The 19,649-nt window shown below is 59.8% G+C and carries 12 protein-coding genes; 5 read left to right on the top strand and 7 right to left on the bottom strand.

All coding sequences use genetic code 11. The annotated features are described in order from the left end of the window. Window positions 1-370: 370 nt before the first annotated feature. The 3 genes from LAN64_05270 to LAN64_05260 all read right to left on the bottom strand — a co-directional run bounded on the left by LAN64_05270 (window position 371) and on the right by LAN64_05260 (window position 2,849). The gene (locus LAN64_05270; protein MBZ5567248.1) at window positions 371-631 is read right to left on the bottom strand and encodes a hypothetical protein; all 261 of its coding nucleotides are present in this window, start codon (window positions 629-631) and stop codon (window positions 371-373) included. A 96-nt stretch (window positions 632-727) separates the two neighbouring features. Next, window positions 728-2,083, bottom strand: coding sequence for a HAMP domain-containing protein (locus LAN64_05265; GenBank protein MBZ5567247.1), 1,356 nt, complete (start codon window positions 2,081-2,083; stop codon window positions 728-730). An 82-nt stretch (window positions 2,084-2,165) separates the two neighbouring features. Then, entirely contained in the window at window positions 2,166-2,849 is a 684-nt protein-coding gene (locus LAN64_05260; protein MBZ5567246.1) for a response regulator transcription factor, read from the bottom strand. Window positions 2,850-3,143: 294 nt separating this feature from the next. Between LAN64_05260 and LAN64_05255 the strand changes: the two genes are divergently transcribed. From LAN64_05255 to LAN64_05245, 3 genes are all read left to right on the top strand, one after another. Then, window positions 3,144-3,515, top strand: coding sequence for a hypothetical protein (locus LAN64_05255; protein MBZ5567245.1), 372 nt, complete (start codon window positions 3,144-3,146; stop codon window positions 3,513-3,515). A gap of 212 nt (window positions 3,516-3,727) precedes the next feature. After that, window positions 3,728-4,429, top strand: a complete 702-nt coding sequence (locus LAN64_05250) for an SOS response-associated peptidase (protein ID MBZ5567244.1) — start codon at window positions 3,728-3,730, stop codon at window positions 4,427-4,429. Window positions 4,430-4,665: 236 nt separating this feature from the next. Next, window positions 4,666-5,658, top strand: a complete 993-nt coding sequence (locus tag LAN64_05245; GenBank protein MBZ5567243.1) for a phosphoesterase — start codon at window positions 4,666-4,668, stop codon at window positions 5,656-5,658. 149 nt (window positions 5,659-5,807) lie between these two features. Here LAN64_05245 and LAN64_05240 read toward each other — a convergent pair whose 3' ends face one another. The 3 genes from LAN64_05240 to LAN64_05230 all read right to left on the bottom strand — a co-directional run bounded on the left by LAN64_05240 (window position 5,808) and on the right by LAN64_05230 (window position 9,959). After that, entirely contained in the window at window positions 5,808-6,794 is a 987-nt protein-coding gene (locus tag LAN64_05240; protein MBZ5567242.1) for a glycosyltransferase family 2 protein, read from the bottom strand. 419 nt (window positions 6,795-7,213) lie between these two features. After that, window positions 7,214-7,732: a PEP-CTERM sorting domain-containing protein gene (locus LAN64_05235; protein MBZ5567241.1), complete on the bottom strand. Its 519-nt coding sequence runs from the start codon at window positions 7,730-7,732 to the stop codon at window positions 7,214-7,216. 574 nt (window positions 7,733-8,306) lie between these two features. Beyond that, window positions 8,307-9,959 (bottom strand): hypothetical protein, encoded by a 1,653-nt coding sequence (locus LAN64_05230; protein ID MBZ5567240.1) that lies wholly within the window; start codon window positions 9,957-9,959, stop codon window positions 8,307-8,309. A 310-nt stretch (window positions 9,960-10,269) separates the two neighbouring features. Between LAN64_05230 and LAN64_05225 the strand changes: the two genes are divergently transcribed. Both LAN64_05225 and LAN64_05220 read left to right on the top strand, forming a co-directional pair. Continuing rightward, window positions 10,270-12,237, top strand: coding sequence for a heparinase II/III family protein (locus LAN64_05225; protein MBZ5567239.1), 1,968 nt, complete (start codon window positions 10,270-10,272; stop codon window positions 12,235-12,237). 20 nt (window positions 12,238-12,257) lie between these two features. Further along, window positions 12,258-13,310: a GNAT family N-acetyltransferase gene (locus LAN64_05220; protein ID MBZ5567238.1), complete on the top strand. Its 1,053-nt coding sequence runs from the start codon at window positions 12,258-12,260 to the stop codon at window positions 13,308-13,310. Window positions 13,311-13,437: 127 nt separating this feature from the next. On the opposite strand, the gene LAN64_05215 is transcribed toward LAN64_05220, so the two are convergent. Beyond that, the gene (locus tag LAN64_05215; GenBank protein ID MBZ5567237.1) at window positions 13,438-19,332 is read right to left on the bottom strand and encodes a discoidin domain-containing protein; all 5,895 of its coding nucleotides are present in this window, start codon (window positions 19,330-19,332) and stop codon (window positions 13,438-13,440) included. Between the last annotated feature and the right edge of the window lie 317 nt (window positions 19,333-19,649).

Raw genomic sequence — 19,649 nt, 5'->3', positions numbered from 1 at the left:
AATTCAGTCCACCTGGCGCTGGTTTCATTTGGGCAAAGCCTGGCTCGATGGCGAGCAAAAGGGTAGCCACAATCAATGCCAGGCGTATAAGTTTGAAAGTTGTTCGCGTAATCATCTCGCCCTCCTTCACTGGGCTGGTGCGAATCCTGAATTGCCGTGCTGCGGTTGACTTGAAGGCCTGATCTGAGCCTGGGAATCAGCGCATCCGTCATCAAACGCAAACCAGGGTTCACGCTCTTTCCCTGGGAGGCAGAGCGCTTTGCCCCGGCTGACGCCACACACCATCGCATCGCGGGATTAAACGGAAATTAGATGGGGATTAAATTCTTCTAATGTTTCGGGGACGAGTGGGGTGCCCGGTTAGGCTGGGTTAATCGGGGCGCACGCTCTCGCCACGATTCTTGCTGAGCATCACGCCGACCATCTGCTCCATGCTTTCCGCCAGGCGGCGATTGCTTTCGCGCACCTGCGTCACCTCGTCGCTGGGCGGCTTCCCGGAGGTGTATGCCTCCCACAGAAGATCAATGTTCAGTTGCTGAAGCTTGAGAACCACCAGCACATTGACCAGGATATCGAGCAGATTGGGAGAGAGCCCGAGCTTCTTAATGATTGCCCGGATGTCATCCGCCATGGCCGCGCTCCGCCCTCAGACTGAAAATCGGCTGGTTAACCTGGGTGTTTGTACTACGGCCGGATTAAAAAGAAGTTAGAAGAGTATTAGATTCTTCTAATCTGCGGTCGAAAGCGAGTGGGCTTGGGCTGCGGCTTCGGGAGAGTCCGGCGGCAACAAAGGGAGAAGTATTGTGAACACGCTTCCCTCCCCCACTCTGCTTCTCACCTGGATGACGCCGCCATGCTTCTCAACAATCCACGTCGTCAGAGCCAGGCCCAGACCCCCTCCCCCCGGACCTGTGGGCCGCGAATCGGGGGCGCGATAGAAGCAGTCGAAGATGTGGGGGAGAGCGGCCTCGGCAATGCCCCTGCCGGTGTCGGACACTTCCACCATGGCGCGGTCACCGGCCGACCGTGCCGCGATTTGAACTTGGCCGCCCTCAGGAGTGAACTTAACGGCGTTATCCAGCAGGTTCAGGATGGCGCGTTCGATCCAGCCCCGGTCGGCGGCGAGGAGCGTCTCCCCATCACATGCGACTTTCAAGGAAACTCCCCGGCTCATGGCGACCGGTTTGATCTCCTGTCCCAGGTCGGCGGCGAGTGCACAAACATCGAACTGCCCCATCTCGAACTGGATCTCGCCGGCCTCGGCTCGGGCCAACAGCAGAAATCGCCGGATCAGGCGGTCCAACTTGTCGAATTCTTCCAACTGGCTGGTCAGCAGCTGGCGCCATTCTTGCGGCGGCCCCGGCTGCATCAGTGCAATTTCCGCCTCTCCTCGCAACACGGTAAGCGGCGTCCGCAACTCGTGTGACATGTAGGCGGAGAATTGCTTCATGTGCTGGACCGCATCTTCTAGAAGCGCGAAGACCTGGTTGAAGGTCGCCGCGAGAGCATCCAATTCGTCCCGCGTGCCGCGGTGCGGCAGGCGGCGATGCAGTTGAGTAATGCTGATGGCGCGCGCCTCATTCTGTAGATCCTGCAACGGACGCAGGACCTTGCCTGCCATCCACCAGGTGCCGACAACGCCCACCAACGTCATCGTCGGCAACAGCAAAAAAAGCACGTACTTCAGCGCGGCCAGGTCCTCCAGGTTCTCTTCCAATGACACTCCGACGCGCAGCAAATAAAAACGCCCATTGGCCTGGAACAGCGCGCTTCGCAAGCGCAAGGGCATCCCTTCGACGACGGTCGCGTCGATACCGGGGTGGCTCACCCAACGCCGGACCTCGCTTGCCGGCAGCGCCAGGTGCATCAGGGAAGAGTCGGACGACTGCAGCAGCAACTCACCGCTGGCGGCATCATACAACTCGTAATAGCGCGTGGCCTCGCGCAGGAAATATGCGATCTGGTGATTGCTGGTATCGTAGGTCAGCACCGGCTTGCCATCGCGGAACTCGATGTAACCCCAAAGCCCCGCGCAATGGTCTGCGAGATTGTCGTCGGCGGCCGCGGTGAGATGCATCGCCATAATGCGATACACGGCGATCCCTGCGCTCGCCAGCAGAATTGTGAACAGCGCAGCGTAGAACAGAGCCAGCTTGGTGCGCAGCTTAAGCGACGGCATCATCCTCGTCCGTCAGCATGTAGCCGACTCCCCGGATGGTGCGAATCAGAGGAGGAGAAAAGTTCTTGTCGATCTTGTTGCGCAAGTACTTTACATAAACATCGACAACGTTGGAGACGCTGTCGAAGTGAATGTCCCAGACATGTTCGATGATGCTGGTGCGCGTCACCATGTGCCGCGCGTGCCGCAGCAGGTACTCCAGCAACGCGAATTCCTTGCTCGAAAGCTCAATCTTGCGGCCCGCCCGGCTCACCCTCCGATGCGCTACATCGAGCGTCAGATCGGCGATCCGGTACGTGGCCAGGCTGCGGTCCCCACGGCGCAGCAAGGCTCGAACCCGCGCCGCCAACTCCGCAAAGACGAAGGGTTTGACCAGGTAATCGTCGGCTCCGGCATCCAACGCGGCAACCAGGTCCTCCACCGCGTCCCTGGCCGTCAGCACCAAAACCGGCAACCTGGGCTTTGCTCGCCGCACTTTCTCCAGCACCTGCAGGCCGGACAGCGTGGGCAACACCAAGTCCAGAATCAAAATATCGTAATCCGACTCTCCGATCATGGCCGCGCCCTCGGCCCCGTCGTGAGCCACATCAACCGCGTAGCATTCCTGCTCGAGTCCCTTACAAATGAAAGCGGCGACTTTCTTGTCGTCTTCCGTGATCAAAACGCGCATTGGGCCAACTCCACTCTCTAACTAACCATGCGGCCATTGCCCGGATGCTCTCTGCTCAGGATCGACCACTCACTGCGTCACCACCGGCGCACAACAATGCAGGTGCGCAGATCATAAGGTTGCGAGATCATCACCCGACAGGACGTGTTATCGAACATGGGCCACACGGTTGTCGCTTGGGGGTAGCAGCTACTAATCTAACCAACAATTGGCAATCCAATCAGCGTCAACAGCCGCCATTCTCGAAGCAAATGCCAAAATGGGAAGCACCGATTGCGATCAGCATGAAAACCGATGGCGCAGCAAATCTCAGCAGAGCCGCGCACAAGTGATGGACAAACGAGGCGGAAGCACCTGGAGCGCTTCTTCGCGGAGGAGTACGAACCCAAAGCACGAGAGGGTGATTGGAAAACGAACTATAAACAGCAGCGTCAGCACAACCAAGTGATTCGACGAGAGGCAAGCGATGCGGTGCGCCCGCAGGACCGTTGGCAGGAGGTCAACCTCAGGTGCCACGACAACCATCAGGATGCATACCAGCAGGACAACGCACACCCCAACCTGCATCCGGCGGGAGGTTGCGGCTTGAAACAGAACAACCATCGGAAGGGGCTATGCAGTGCCTGGGACGCACGCCACGTCTGTGACAAGGCGCGAGGAGTGTAGGTCAGGAAGCACGAGCAATCAGTGACTTCAGTCACACGTAATCGTGAGGCGATCACAATGTTCCGCGAAAAACGGTTCTATCCGCTGCCGGTTCGTCAGGCCGGCGTTTCGTGGCGCAACGCGCCTGCCATGCAGTCTCAAACATCCGCGGGGAGTTTGACACCCGACTTGCTGCGAACTGCGCGCTCGTTGTGTTATTAGAGTAGGTAAGTATGTGCGGACGGTTCCGTTTGGGAAAAGGACGTGAGGCGCTGAAAGAATACTTCGGCGCCGAGGTTGATGTCGAGTGGTCGCCGCGCTACAACATAGTGCCGACGGATCTCATACCCAGCGTCCGGCAGAACGCAACCAAACCGGTACGTGAGCTCTCGTTGATGCGCTGGGGCCTGATTCCCTTCTGGGCCAAAGAAGCCTCCATCGGGTACAAGCTGATCAACGCGCGCTCCGAGACCGCCGCCACCAAGCCTGCCTTCCGCGACGCCCTCATCCGCCGCCGCTGCCTCATCCCCGGCGACGGCTTTTACGAATGGAAAAAGCAGGCTAAGCAGCCGTATTGCTTCACCCTGCGCGATGAATCCATCTTCGCTTTTGCCGGCATCTGGGAGCGCTGGAAGGGTCCCGACGGCAACGCCATCGAAACCTGCTCCATCTTGACCACGACGCCCAATGAACTGGCCGCCCAGGTGCATGACCGCATGCCCGTGATCCTTGCGCCCGACGATTACGACCTCTGGCTCGATCCCGGAATTAAGGACACGAAGGAAATCTCCGACATGATGAAGCCCTATGGCGCGGCGCTGATGAAGGCGTACGCGGTCAGCACGCGGGTGAATGCGGTAAAGAACGATGACCCGCAATGCGCCGAGCCGCTGGACATCCCTGGTGACCAGCACACTTTGGCTTTGCGATTTTAGCCGAGGGGAAGTGCGCCCAGCCGCCGTGCCGGCAATTCGTCAGTTGTTTATTGGGAGGGCCTCTGGGCGGCAGAATCGTCAGGCCAGGTTTGGCTGCTCCTCGGTAACGGATACTCTGCCATCGCAAACTGTGGTCCATGGCATTCTCTCCGCAACATTGGCTCCTTGACATTAGCGTACGAAGATGAGATTGCTATACGCTTTTGGGTTTGCCGTTTCCGGCAGAAGGGGCTGCAGTGAGAGTTCGGGTCTTTTACCACGACAAGTGTTTTGACGGCGCCTGCTCGGCGGCGTTGTTCAGCCGCTTCTACAAGGAGCGCATCCGCGAGGACGTGCAGTTCCACTACAGCGGTCTGGTGCACCGCGCCGGCGCGCTGTTCGACGAGCGCCACTTCGACGGCGACGAAAACGCCATCGTGGATTTCAAGTACTCCACCTCGCCCAAGATCACCTGGTGGTTCGACCACCACCTCAGCGCCTTCCTCACCCCCGACGACGCCGCTCACTACGAGCGCGATGCCAGCACCAAAAAGTTTTACAACCCCGATTTCAAATCCTGCACCAAGTTCATCGCCAGCATCGCCGAAAAGCGCTTCGGCTTCAATCCCGCGCCGGTGGCGCAAGTCATCGAGTGGGCCGACATCATTGATGGCGCTTCCTACTCCGATGCCAGGACGGCAGTCGAAATGCAGCACCCGGCAATGAAGCTGACCATGGTCATCGAGTCGACGCAGGACCCCAGCTTCATCCCGCGAGTAATACCTCTGCTCTCCTCCACGCCGCTGGACCAGATCATTGGTCAGCCCTTCGTCGGCGACCTGCTGCCACCGCTCCTGCAGCGCCACGAGCAGTCCATCCACCTGCTGCGCGAACGCGCCGAGTGCAAGGACGGCACCGTCTTCTTCGACGTAACCGATCAGGACCTCGAGGGCTACAACAAGTTCATCCCTTACTACCTGCATCCCACCTGCATCTACAGCGTGGGCCTGAGTAAGAGCAGCTTTCGAACCAAGGTGGCGGTCGGCTCCAACCCGTGGGCGCGCGCCGACAACATGGTTAACCTGGCGAAGGTCTGCGAACGCTACGGCGGCGGCGGGCACGCGCGGGTGGGCGCCATTTCGTTCGAGCCTCACAAGTTCGACGTCGCCCGCAAGGCGGCGCGAGAAATCGTGGACGAACTTCGCGCCAGCTACCGCTCGGCACAATCCTCTTTGCCCCCCACTGCGTAACCGTACCCGGGCGCAGGGCAAGGGCAGTGGTCCGCGAGAGGTGGCCTCGGCGATGCAGGCAAGGATTGGAACTGTGGCAAGCTGGCGGCGGCGCTGGGGCTCAGCTAATCGACCGTGCAGCGCATGACGGCGAACAGCGCTGGACTGCGTCACCGCGCCGACTCCGTAGCGCTCGTCACCACGGCTTGAGGTTCCTCGGCCTCGTCGCCGAGAAATTCCTGTACCAGGAAGAGCGGCCTGCGCTTACATTCCGTATAGATCCGGCCGATGTATTCGCCGACAATGCCGAGGCTGAGCAACTGCAATCCTCCGAGGAACAGCATGCCGGTAAACAGCAACGTCCAGCCTTCCACCCAGACGTTGGTAAACAGCCGCAGGACGAGGGCATACACAATGCCAAGCCCGGCCAGGGCCGCCGCCAGGGCGCCGACAAGGGTGACAAGACGCAACGGCATAGTCGAGAACGAGACGATTCCATCGAGCGCCAGGTTGAGCATCTTGCGCATCGGATATTTTGTCTTCCCAGCCAAGCGGGCGGAGCGATCATACTGCAACTGTGTTTGTCGGAAGCCGATCCAGGTGGTCAAACCGCGGACCAACCTGTGCGTCTCCCGGAGCGAGATCATCGCCTGCACGGCTTTCCTGCTCATCAGGCGAAAATCACCGGTGTCGACCGCAAGGGGCGTATCGGAAAGACGATTGATGAGGCGATAGAAAGCCCGCGCGGTCCAAAGCTTTAGCCAGCCTTCACCCTCACGCGAGCGGCGGGTGCAATTCACCACGTCGTACCCAGCGCGGAGCTGCTCCAACAGGCTGGGCAGTAGCTCAGGCGGATCCTGCAAATCGGCGTCCATGATGGCGACAGCATCGCCGCGGGCAAATTCGATACCTGCCGAAATCGCCAACTGCTGTCCGAAGTTGCGGGACAGATTTAGGATCTTCGCCCTGGAATCCTGGCGGTGAAATTCGCACAAAATGGCCAAAGTTTCGTCGCGGGAGCCGTCATTGACGAAAATCAGTTCGTAGGAAATACCGGCCTGCTGGAGAATGCCGGAGAGCCGCCGGTAGCATTCGCGAACGACCTCCTGCTCGTTGTAACAGGGGACAACCACTGACAATTCCGGTCGCGCGTGCATCGGGCGAGAATCCCTTGGTGGCAGAGAAGCGAACAGGACGATAATACATTAGTGGCGCCCGGATTCTGAGTTGGGGGTCCTTTCTCGCGACTGGAGTTGGAGGCACGAGCACGACCGCGACCCCATGCAGGCAAGCGTGGCCCTCGCCACGGCGCGCAACGAAAGTCCGCAGCCGGCCGCGGAAAAAGGGAATCCCGCGCCTTTGCGGGATTTCCAAGCATAGCGGAAAAGCCCCGCACTTGGACTTTTCCACGAAGCGTCTTTTTTTCTGACCTCCTGCTCACAAAATCTGCTGTCAGAACCCTGTCTACGAATTAACGGACATCCTCGCGGTGAGTCGGTGACCGATATGTTGTTGGCGGCTCCGCTCCGCCGCTCGGAGTAAAATTGGGGGATGGGGGAGGTTACAGTGTTGACGGCTACCGCGATTTCAGTTGCCGCCGGCCTAGACCGATAAGCCCGAGCAAGCCAGAGCCGAGTAGAGCGAAGCTGGCTGGTTCGGGGACTGAGTTCACATTGAACGTTACTGGCGTAGAGGGATTGCCACTCTCATCGCGGGTAAGGCAATTCGAGTTCTGGCAGGTAGCAACTGTGCCACCATTCCCCCAGTTGAAGAGATTGTACTGAATTCCACCGACCAGGAACGAGACGCCTTGCGTGTCGAGGCCCGGCGCAGTGTCATAGACCAGGTTGTCATTGCTGGCAAAGCCGCCAGGATTAAGCAACGTCATGCTGTTTGGCGCTCCGTTGAAGGTTCCGGTCAAGCCGGTGACCAAATAGGTGTGCCAATAAACTGCGGTGACTGTCATAGTTCCAGTCGCCGTGTAGTTGCCAGCCGGACCAGTGCCGGTAAAGTTAAAGGCCATCTGGTCGGCGAAAGCAGGTGAGATCGCCAGCAAACATACGGCGACCACCAGGAATAACGACTTTTTCGACATTCTGCACCCCCCTTTGTGGTGTGCGTTTACAACTGTTTTGGCCTTCTTTATTCAGTCTCACCTAGGCCGAGATTTCCCGAAACTGAACCGCCTCATTTGACCGCTTCAGGAAGAGGCACAATGCCAAATTGCACTTTTCCAGCCAGTCCTCGGCGCGCCGCCGCGCAATTTCGAGGGCTAAGCGCGGCGAGATTCCAGGCCACTCAATGTGTTGGGCAGTAAGAACTTAGGTCGACAGTAGAACGCGTTCGAGGAGAAGTTACGAAGGTTTGCGGGGCTGGTGTGAGGTAGTCGCGGAACCTTCATCATGCAAACTATTGCAAAGCTAAGGAATTCACTTTCTCTCTGACAAGCTGATCTGCGCCCCGAAAACTAGTCGATGGAAATGCGAATACTGCGCTAACGATGGCCCGCCAGGATCGAATGAGGAGTCGCGCTATAGAGTCGCTATGGCGAGATGGACGTGAGCGAGGCGAGGTGGCTGCGGCAGGTCGAGGAGGAGGAACCGGCGTTGACCGAACTGCAGATCCTTGGGGTCAAGGACATCCTGATCACTGCGTGGATGGTGGGCAACCTACTGGGACTCGTAGGCGCCGATATCCCATCCAGCGCCTTGCGGGCGAGTGGCGCCGCCAATGTCCTTACGAATGTCAATTCTGTAGCGGTTCTGGAAGACAGCATAAACCGCGGATTCGGCACCGGCATCTATGGCTGGCGAACGCCGCGGCGCAGTTTGCAGGTGCAAATCAGGCGTGGCCGTGCTAACAAACAGCGGATTCTGGTTCTTGCAGCTCTTACAACTCGACCAGGGTTGCGTGGTGGCCAGAGCAGCGCCGTTGTTGTAGAAGATGTTGTTGCGCCAGGTGATGGTACCTCTGCCCTCCGCAAATTGCTCATAGCCGCCGGAGTTGTTGCGGTACTGGAAGACGTTGTTTTCGATCTGGATCGCGCCCGCACCCGGCGGAGCGCTGATTCCGGCGATGTAGTCATACACCGAGTTATTCACGACATAGGTGTGAGCGGAGCTGCGGATGACAAAGGCGCCCGTGTTGTAGGGATGAAACTTGGCAGCGACGATGTGCCACAATAGGTTGCCGATCAGATAAACATTGTCCGCCGCCCCGTTGTCGGATGCCAGGTCGAAACCGACGGTCGAGTCATGGCAGGTGTTGAATAGGAACCAGATGTAATCGTGATCGTACTGCGCGCCGTAGCAATGTCCCGGGCCTCCCGAGTTTGGCCCGAAAGTATCGGCTTCGTTCTGCGAAAAGATCACGTCCTGGGCGTCTTTAACCCACCCCCCCGACTGGCGGTTGTTGGTCGAGGAATTCTTGCCGAAATAAATGTGGTGAATGTTGGTCTTGTGACCCTGCTGCGCTTCTATTTGTATGGTGTCGCCACTGCAACGAGCGAACCTGCTGTGGGTGATCCAAACGTTGTTCGCGATACCGTTGACGACGACGCAGTGCCAGTCCACGTCCTGGGTCGGATTCAAGGGGCCGATATCGTGGAAGTCCACGTTATCGATGACAACGTCATGAACGAGGTTGGGACCCGAGTTGTAGCCCCAGTTGCCGATCCCTATTCCCCCGCCGTTGCGCGTGATGGAAAGGTCCGTGTTGCCGCCGGACACTTCACTGTCACGGAGGACAAGATGGTGATTCTCGGCACCGTCGGGGAGGCCAAGCCCCCAATCCAGCGAGGTGGAACTGGCAGCACCAAAATTCAGGTTCTCCATGATGATGTAGGTGGAGCTGTCGGTGTACCAGGTGGCGGCAATCTTCGGCCGGGAGGCATAATCTTTTCCCCGCACCCATACGGGGCCTTCCCTGTTGGCTGCCCAAGCGTTACCGTTGCCCTTCCAACTGAAAGGCAGAGGGTAGGTCTGATTGCCATGGACCTCCACCAGACTGCCCGGTCCAAGCGTGCGAGGTACGGTGCAGCGCACTCTGCCGGCAGCAGGGTAGCCGTTCTTATTGTTGTCGCTGCAGGCACCATAGGTGCCCGTCGTATCCACGTAATAGAAACCCGCAACCGCCGAAGTCCAAGGACTCGGGCGGGCCGGGGCCACTTCGTTGACGCCGAAGGAGGGCACGGGGATCCCGATTGGCGCCTGCCAGGCGGGTCTGGCCAAGGCGGCAGGGGGTGAGCCCTGCGTGCCGGTAACCTGGCAGGCGGCAAAGATCAGAGTGATTCCGCATCCTGTCAGCCAACGGAGCGTGCGCATTCTTGGCAAACCTCGGGGTACCGCTGACTGAAAGCCACTGTGCTGCTATGCTTTCCAAGCGGTGGGCAGCAAGTTACCACGAAGCTAGCCGAGCAACAACCAATTCAATTCTGGAGTGGCGCCGATGCCTACAAAGTCTCTGGCGATTGCGAACTCAAACGGGTATATTGCTGTTTCAAAGCCTTCATTCTTCGATCAAACACTGCCTTCGCCTTAGCGCGAATCAGAGGACTGTGTGCAGTCTTTGACTTGGAAGTACCGCCGCGTCCGCAGCATGTCTGGAGATGAGCTCGCCTGGAGGCTCCGATCAATGCTGCGGGATTCCGTGGACCGCTGCCGGTTCTCGATGGGACTAGTGCCGGGCCCCGCCGCAGTCGCCGGCAATGGAAGTGGGGAGCCGACAGCGGGTTTCCGCGCCACCGATATGAACATCGGGGAATGGAACGCACCAACCGCCAAACCACAGGAAGCGGTCTGGCGCGGGCGCTTGGTCCGGCAAGCCGACGCGATTGCCCAGCGGCGCCTCAGTTTTTTCGACCTTGGCGATTGCCACCTCGGCGATCCCATTGACTGGAACCGCGATCATGCCCATGACAAGGCGGCGCCGATGTGCTTTGCGCCGTCTGTAGACTACCGCGACTTCCAACTCACTGGTGACTGCAAGCTAGTATGGGAACCGAATCGCCACCATCACCTGGTTGTGCTCGGTCGGGCCTACCGCGCGACCGGGGAGGTGCGATATGCCGCGGCGGCACTGGAACAACTGGACTCCTGGCTGATCCAGTGCCCGTTCGGCAAGGGGATGAACTGGCGAAGCCCACTGGAACTGGGAATCCGGCTGATCAGTTGGGTATGGCTGATCGACCTGATTCGCGATTCGGGGCTTTTGATTGGCGCGCTGCGCCAGCGGGTGCTGCACTCCGCTTACCTGCACCTCTGGGAGATCACCAGGAAATATTCACGAGGATCCTCGGCCAACAACCACCTGGTGGGCGAAGCCGCGGGGGTTTTCGTCGCCACCAGTTATTTCCGCGAATTTGCCAACGCACAGCGCTGGCGGGAGGAGAGTGCCCAGATATTGAGCCGCGAGATCCTTGCCCAGAGCTATCCGGATGGGTGCACGCGCGAGCAGGCGCTGGGGTACCAGGTCTTTGTCTTGCAGTTTTTCGTGATCGCGGCAGTGGTGGCCCGAGGAACGGGGCAAGACTTCCCCCCGGCGTACTGGGAGCGGATGGAGAAGATGTTCGATTTCCTAGCTGCCATGGTCGAAGGCGGAAGCACGGTCCCCCTGTTTGGCGACTGCGATGACGGATACGTATTGGATCTCGGTGCACGCGACGTACACGGCTTGCTGGCGATTGCGGCGATCCTTTTTGGCCGTGGCGATTTCAAGGCTTTGGCAGAAAACTGCGAAGAGCCTGCGCGATGGCTTCTGGGCCGCACCGCCTTTGATCGCTGGCAACAGCTCCCAGCGAAGGCGTCGGCAACACTGGATGGGCGGGCTTTTCCTGACGCCGGCTACTATCTCCTGCAGTGCGGTATTCGGGGAGCGGAAGACGCGATCAGTGTCGCGTTCGATTGCGGCGAGCTCGGCTTCGGAAGCATCGCGGCCCATGGTCACGCAGACGCCTTGAGCTTCAGCTTGCGCGCCTTCGGAGTGGATGTGTTTGTGGACCCGGGAACCTATGACTATTTCACCTACCCGGAGTGGCGCAGCTATTTTCGCAGCACCCGGGCCCACAACACGCTCGTGATCGACGGCATGGACCAGTCTGAGATGCTCGGCCCGTTTCTCTGGGGGCGGCGCGCCCGGGCCAAGTGCCTGGGATGGGGAACCAGCGCGGAAGGGTCAAGAGTTAGCGGCGAGCACGATGGCTACTTGCGGCTGCCCGATCCTGTGATACACCGCCGCACGCTGAACTTGGACGCCCGCTCCCGCGTGCTCACGATTTCGGATGAAATGCTGGGGCGCGGGGAACACGACATAACCATATGTTTTCACCTGGGCGAGGAATGTAAGCTGTTGAAAATGGAAGGTAATCTCTGTCAGATTGAGGTTGGGAGCGGCGCCATCGCACTGCAACTAGATACCCGATTGCGGGTTGAAACGGCTGTCGGCAGCGAATCTCCGATCACGGGCTGGGTCAGCCGTGGCTACCACCAGAAGAGTCCGTCCACCACAATCTTCGCGCGCGGCATGTTTGAGGGGAACCAAACCATCATCTCCCGAGTGAAGATCGGCAAGCCTGGCGAGGCGAGTGGCTACGGCAGCAGATAGCGGAGTCAATACACACGTCATTGGGCTACTCCATCCAACTCGCCGACCTCAAGCGGGATCAGCCGGAAGTCTTGACCATTTTCAGGGGTAGTGATCTTCACATCCAGGAAGACCGATACGCCTGGCTGTACGATCAGAGCCCCCTCGGTCCGGCGTCCTGCTGGTTGGCGCTGCATGACGGTACCGCGGTTGGCACCTGCTCGCTGTTGCCGCGACGTTTCTTGATCAATGGCAAGATATGCCGGGCCGGTGTGGCCTGCAATTTCGGTGTCACCAAAGAGCACCGGGTACTCGGTCCCGCACTGATGCTGCAGAAAGCGACTTTGGCGGCGTGCGACCGGAGAGATTTCGATCTGGTTTACGGATTTCCGAATCAAGCGGCGCAACCGGTGCAGTTACGGGCCGGATATCGGCTACTCGGGGAAGCGACTATGTTCGTCAAGGTTCTGAAATCGCATTCTTTCCTTCGAAAGCGACTTCAGGGAACCAATCACAGGCTGGTTTCGGCCCTGAGCCGGGGTGTGGACACGCTACAGCGCTATGTTTCCAGAGAGCGTTGGTACCGGAGGAGCGCGGACTGGAAATTCGAAGGGCTTTCCCGGTTCGACGACCGCTTCGACCTACTTTGGAAGGAAGCGGGGCAGCATTACACCGCGATCGCGGAGCGGACATCGGCCTACCTAAACTGGCGATTCGTCTCCAGTCCGCATCGGCGCTTCACGATCTTCGCACTCAGCAACCGCAAGACGGATCAGGTTTTGGGCTACATCGTCTCTTATGAGGAAAAGGAAGAGGAGGGCAAGGTCCGCATCGCCGACGTATTCACCATGGGCATGGCGGAGTTGGACGCAGTGCTGTCAGAGTTCCTGCTGGTTCAGCGGCGGGCAGGGACTCCGTCGGTCGCGTTTCTCTTTCTTGGCCGGAGCGCTGTGATGGAAGAGTTCCGGCGACTCGGATTTGTGCCGCGAGCCTGCCAAGCAAAAATGCTCTACTACGCCAATACTGATTGCTTGCCACTGCTTCCCGCCGAGCAGGAAAAGTGGTACATCGTCGAAGGCGATTCTGACTTCTGATCGGAAACCGTTCCCCGACGGCCTTTCCGGGCTCAATCGAGCTTGCCTCTGCTGCGGGCAGCACTCCGCGCGGCACCGGCGCCTCTCTGGTGCACGGTTTAACGGACGGGTAGCCGCATGGAAGTCCTTACGGATCTTGATACCACTCGTACGCGCCGATGTCCCACGCGAGGCCATAGGGCCGGGCGGTCGCGTCGCGACCCATGTTGATAATCTTCGATGCGCCGCCAAACAGATTCTCGATCAAATCGCTAGTGCCCGTCGAATAGAAGTTGTCAAAGGCGGCGTAGACGTCGGCAAGGGCGCCGGTATCTCTTGCAGCAGAGGTCGAGGTCAAGTGGGGATCGGTGGGCGAAACGAACGCCGGGCTGCCCGTGAAACAATGCAAACACAGACCGTAGGCCGACGCGAAAGCCGCCACCGAGGTTTTGTTCGGGTCCGAGCCCCAGCGCAGCCCGTGGGCCGCAGATACCTCCGGCAGATTGTTGTAATCAAGCGTGTAGGAGCTCAGCGGGACATTGTCGGCGAAGCCCAGCGTATAACCAGTCGAGCCATCGGCAAAGCCGCCGATGATGTTGTTCAGGATTACTTTCGCGCTGGCGTATCCAGTCTGAATCCCGAATATTCCGTCGCTGATGCCCCAGATGGTGTTGTTCACGTACCAAGCAGGATTGCCGCCGTGGTCGGATATGCCGGCGGCGGCATAGCCGGAGTTGTCGAAGGCGCACTGATTGGCGGGATCGATGGTGGCATCCACTTTCAAGTCGTGGAAGTAATTGCCTACCACATAAGAACTTCCGCCCGAGGTGGCCAGATCGTCGGTGGGAAAGTTAATTCCGTAGGGGTCGTTGTAAACCTCATTGAATAGGAACCAAATTCTCCGCGGTCCGTACTGCGCGTAGAACGGTTCCGCACACGTCCCATTGTCGGTGCTGTTGCCCATGCCAAAGACGTCGTGGACCACGTTCTGCGAGAAAATCACGTCCGACGCCCGCTTCGATCCCAGTCCTCCGCGTTTGGTGTGATCAACAACATTCTTTCCCACGAAAATGAACTTGATGCGGTCGTAGGCACCCAGATCTTGGCCGTTGTCGCCATTGACCTGGACACAATTTGCGCCGATGTAGGAACAGGCGACGTTCAGAATCCAGAGGTGGTCTACCCAGTACCCCACATTAAAGGCATGCCCGTTCTGATTGTTATCGGTGGCTTCGTAGACCTGCCCCTGGTCGTGGATGTTGATGTTGTAATAGACGATATGGTGATGGCGCAGGTTTGGGTTATTAATCATCCAATATCCCACCGAACCGCCCTGCACCGACCCGAAGCAGGCGGTACCCTGGGCAGCGCAGCCCCACCATTCCATGTTGCGGAAGACGAAATAAGAACCGCAGTTGCGCTGATCGGGATTGGCATCGCAACTCGTAGCCATGGTTTCAGCGGAGCCGTTGCTGTAGATTCCGTAACCTCTGCCGCTGGTGCCAGTGCGGTTGTCCATCAGGAAGTTTTCGACAATCAGGTGATGGCCAAAGGCGAGGAAACTACTGTTTACCAGGCTGGGACGGTTGGCCCCGCTGTCCGCACCGCGAATCCACACATAGCCCGCGGAGTTGAGCACCCAGGGAGCGGCCGTGCCGTGAGCATAAAGTCCGTTAACATTCTGCGTGCCGCTGCCGTGGACTTCGACGTAGGTGCCCGGCCCGAGGTCGAGCGGGATCGTCTTACGAGGCAAGTCGGGTGCTCCGTAGGTTCGCCCGCTGTCAATGCCGGTGCTGAGATCGACGTAGTAGCATCCCGCCAATTGCGAACCCGGCGCTCCATTCCACGCGTTTGTGCAGTCGGCCGGGGCGCTCTCCCTGATGCCAAAACCCGGATCAGGTATGCCAATCGGCATGGCGTAGTAGGGATTGCCATGGCTCGCAGGCAAATAGCCGATCCGCGCAACCTCGGGAACAGCGATGCCGACCACATTCAATTCCGCCACCGCCGTCCAGGGCCCGCCTTTGACTTCGTTCACCGCGCGCAACCGCACATACCGTCCGACAGTACTGGGGAAATCTACTTGCTTCTGAGCGTGGTCGGCGGAGTTGTTGATGAGGGTCCCGCTCGCCACCGCCGTACCCCAGTTGGCCCCGTCCTTTGTACCCCAGTTCTCCCCATCCATGCTGACGAAGAACTCGTAGTTGGCGATATTGCCGTTCGCGTTCTGGTCCTGGCGCGGCAGGTACTGGAAGCCGGTGATGTTGTAATAGCCTCCGAGATCAATCTGGATCTCGTGCGGCGGCGGCGGCGGTACGCCATGGCAATACTCGGTGAACCACATGGTGGCGGCGTTGCCGTCGATCGCATTGCTCGCGCCGTAATTGCCGCAGTCGGTCGCCTCGCTGTCCGCCCACACGTGCCATCCCGTCTTCGGAGTGAGGGTCGGCGTAACCGTCAACAGAACCGCTCCCGTCGAGCCATTGAACGTCGCACCAATGATGGATGTCGTTGCCGTGCCCAGGAAAGATGCGCTGGTCACGGCGAATGTCGCCGTTGTCGTGCCGGCGTTGACCGTGACCGTTGCCGGTACCGTGGCGGCACTGGCGTTGCTGCTGCTCAGCGTGACGGTGGCGTTCGTCGTCGGAACGCTGGCCAGGGTCACGGTCGCCGTCGAGGCATTGCCGCCGGCGATAGAGGCGGGGTTCAGGGTCACGCTCGCCACTTGCGGACCGGTGGTTGTCACCACTGAACCCAACACATTGAACTCCGCGACGTTCGTCCACGGCCCGCCCTTGACTTCGCTCATCGCACGCAGACGTACGTACCGTCCCACGAACCCACTGAACGCCACCTGCTTCTGGCTCTTGTCGGATGCATTCGTGAACAGCCACCCGGTCGAGACCGCACTGCCCCAAGTGTACCCATCCATGCTGACGTAGAACTCGTAATTGTCGATGTTGCCGCTCGAGACCTGGTCCTGGCGCGGGAGGTACTGGAAACCGGTGATGTTGTAGTTGGCTCCTAGGTCAATCTGGATTTCATGCGGAAGCGGCGGTGAGCCGTTGCAGTATTCGGTTACCCACATGGTGGCGGCGTTGCCGTCGAAGGAGTTGGTCGCGCCGTAATTGCCGCAGTCGGTCGCTTGGCTGTCCACATACACCACGCGCCATGCCGCATGTGAAATCAGGCCTGCCGAAGAACTCCCCGGCATAACCGTCAGCGTGGCCGCACTGGTCGAGTCGTTGAAGGTCGCCGCTATCACCGATGTCGACATTGTGCTTACCGAAGAAGCGCTGGTCACCTGGAATGATGCCGTGATCGTACCCGCGTTCACCGTCACGGAGGCAGGCACCGTCGCTGCATCGGGGTTGCTGTTGGTCATCGTGACGATTGCGTTCGTCGCCGGAGCATTGGTCAGGGTCACGGTCGCGGTCGAGCTATTGCCGCCGCCAGTAATCGAGGTCGGAACTAGCGTCAACGACGCCACTTGCGGATTGCTCGCCACCGAACCCAATACATTCAGCTCTGCGGCGTTGGTCCACGGCTTGCCGCTGACTTCGCTCAGGGCACGCAGACGCACGTACCGCCCGATGACTCCCGGGAAGGTCACTTGCTTTAGCGTGTGGTCGGCGGCGTTCGCGATCAGGGTTCCGGTCTTGACCGCCGTACCCCAGTGCCCCCCCTCCGTCGTACCCCAGTTCCCCCCGTCCGTGCTGACGAAGAACTCGTAGTTGGCGATATTGCCGTTCGCGTTCTGGTCTTGGCGGGGCAGGTACTGGAAACCGGTGATGGCGTAGGTGTCGCCCAGGTCAATCTGGATCTCGTGGGGCGACGGCGGCGAGCCATGGCAGAACTCGGTGATCCAGATGGTGGCGGCGGTGCCGTCGATGGCATTGGTCGCGCCGTAATTGCCGCAGTCGCTCGCCTCGCTGTCCACCCACACGCGCCATCCCGTCTTCGGAACGAGGGTTGGAGTAATCGAGAGCAGAGCCGCTCCGGTCGAGCCGTTGAACATCGCACCAATGATGGAGGTCGTTGTCGTGCCCAGGAAAGATGCGCTGGTCACGGCAAATGTCGCCGTGGTGGCGCCCGCATTGACGGTGACTGTGTCCGGCACCGTCGCCGCGCTGGGGTTGCTGCTCGCCAGGGTCAGGGTCGCGTTGGTGGGGGGAGCGCTGGTCAGGGTTACCGTCGCCGTTGTGGTATTCGCGCCGCCGGTAATCGAGGCCGGATTCAGCGTCACGGTGGCCACTTGCGGACCGCTGCCCGTCACCGCCACACCCAGGAAGTTCAGCTCCGCGGCGTTCGTCCACGGTCTTCCCGTGACTTCGTTCAGCGCGCGCAAACGTACGTATCGCCCGGCCACGCCGGGGTAGGGCAAGTTCACCTGCTGCGCACTATGATCGGAAGAATTCATGAACAGTGTGCCCGTCGAGACCGCCGCTCCCCATTTCGCCCCGTCCGTGCTGACGTAGAACTCATAGTTGGCAATATTGCCGTTGGAGACCTGGTCCTGGCGAGGCAGGTACTGCAAGCCGGCGATCATGTAGTTGGTGCCGAGATCGATCTGGATTTCGTGCGGAGGAGGCGGCGCGTCATTGCAGAACTCGGTGATCCACATGGTCGCGGCGTTACCGTCGAAGGCGTTGGTCGCGGCGTAGTTGCCGCAGGCGCTCCCCTGGCTGTCTACGTACAACACCCGCCACGCCGTCTGCGGAATCAGGAGCGTGGAACCCAGCACATTCAGCTCGGCGGCGTTGGTCCACGGCTTGCCGGTCACCTCGCTGATGGCGCGCAGGCGCACGTACCGCCCGATGACGCCCGAGAAGGTCACTTGCTTCAGCGTGTGGTCAGCGGCGTTGCTGATCAGGGTCCCGGCCGCGACCGGCGGGCCCCAATTGGACGCGTCGAAACTGACATAGAATTCATAGTTGGCGATATCGCCGCTGGAGATCTGGTCCTGGCGGGGCAGGTACTGGAAGCCACTGATGCCGTAGTAGTCTCCGAGGTCAATCTGGATCTCGTGCGGCGGCGGCGGTGCGCCATGGCAATAATCGGTGATCCAGATGGTGGCGGCGTTGCCGTCGATGGCGTTGGTTGCGCCGTAGTTGCCGCAGTCGCTCGCCTCGCTGTCCGCCGACACGCGCCATCCCGTCTTCGGAATCATGGCCGGCGTAATCGTCAGCAGAACCGCTCCGGTCGAGCCGTTGAAAGTCGCACCCATGATGGATGCCGTTGTCGCGCTCACCGATGACGCGCTGGTGACGATAAAAGTCGCCGTCGTCGTGCCGGCATTTACGGTCACCGTCGCAGGCACAGTGGCCGCGCTGGGGGTGCTGCTGGTCAGCGTGACGGTCGCATTCGTCAACGGAGCGCTGGTCAGGGTCACGGTCGCCGTCGAGGTAGTGCCGCCGGAAATCGAGGCCGGATTCAGCGTCACGGTGGCCACTTGCGGACCGCTAGTCATCGACGCCACACCCAACACGTTGAACTCCGCGACGTTGGTCCACGGCTGGCGATTGACTTCGCTCAGAGCGCGCAAACGCACGTAGCGCCCGATGACGCCTGGGAAGGTGACCTGCTTCAGCGAGTGGTCGGCGGAGTTAGCGATCAGCGTCCCGGTCGCCACCGCCGTGCCCCAATTCACGCCGTCCACGCTGACGTAGAACTCGTAGTTGGCGATGTCGCCGCTGGAAGCTTGGTCCTGGCGCGGCAGGTACTGGAAGCCACTAACGCTGTAGTAGCTTCCGAGGTCTATCTGGATCTGGTGCGGGGGCGGCGGCGACGCGCCATAGCAAAACTGGGTGATCCAGACGGTCGCAGCATTGCTGTCGAAGGCGCTGGTCGCGGCGTAATTGCCGCAGGCGGTCTCCTGGCTGTCCACGTACAACACCCGCCAACCGGCCTGAGGAATCGGCTGATCTCCTGACTGTGCGAACGCAATAGCACTTAAGGAGACAAATAGGAGAGAAAAAATGGCAACACGAGTGTGCCGGGCCCATGGAGCGCACTGCGTATGTTTTTCTCTATGCTTGCGCAAAGCGTTCGATCTCTTGCTGTGGCACTCTGATCAGGGGATCATGGAGAAGCTACTAAGCATAGCCGCAGCTTTGAATATGGAATAGTGACGAGAGTCACCAGCTCAAGTGACTGCGGTGCGGATGCTCGGTGGAGGCGAACATCACGGTTCAGCGGATTGCGGCAGGATGTGTGGGATCGCCCTAGCAGCCCGTGGTGTAAGTAGCTGAATTTCGGCACGGGCAGCGGCGTACTCGGTTGCGTGAGTTCGCCAAGTTTTTCGCGCGGGACATCGAGATTCCACTTCTGCACGGCCGATTCCGATCTTCCCGGCGCGGG

The organism is Terriglobia bacterium (assembly GCA_020073185.1).
GTDB lineage: Bacteria > Acidobacteriota > Terriglobia > Terriglobales > Acidobacteriaceae > JAIQGF01.
Note: the sequence above shows the minus strand (reverse complement) of the source record. Positions and strands in the feature narration are given on the sequence as shown.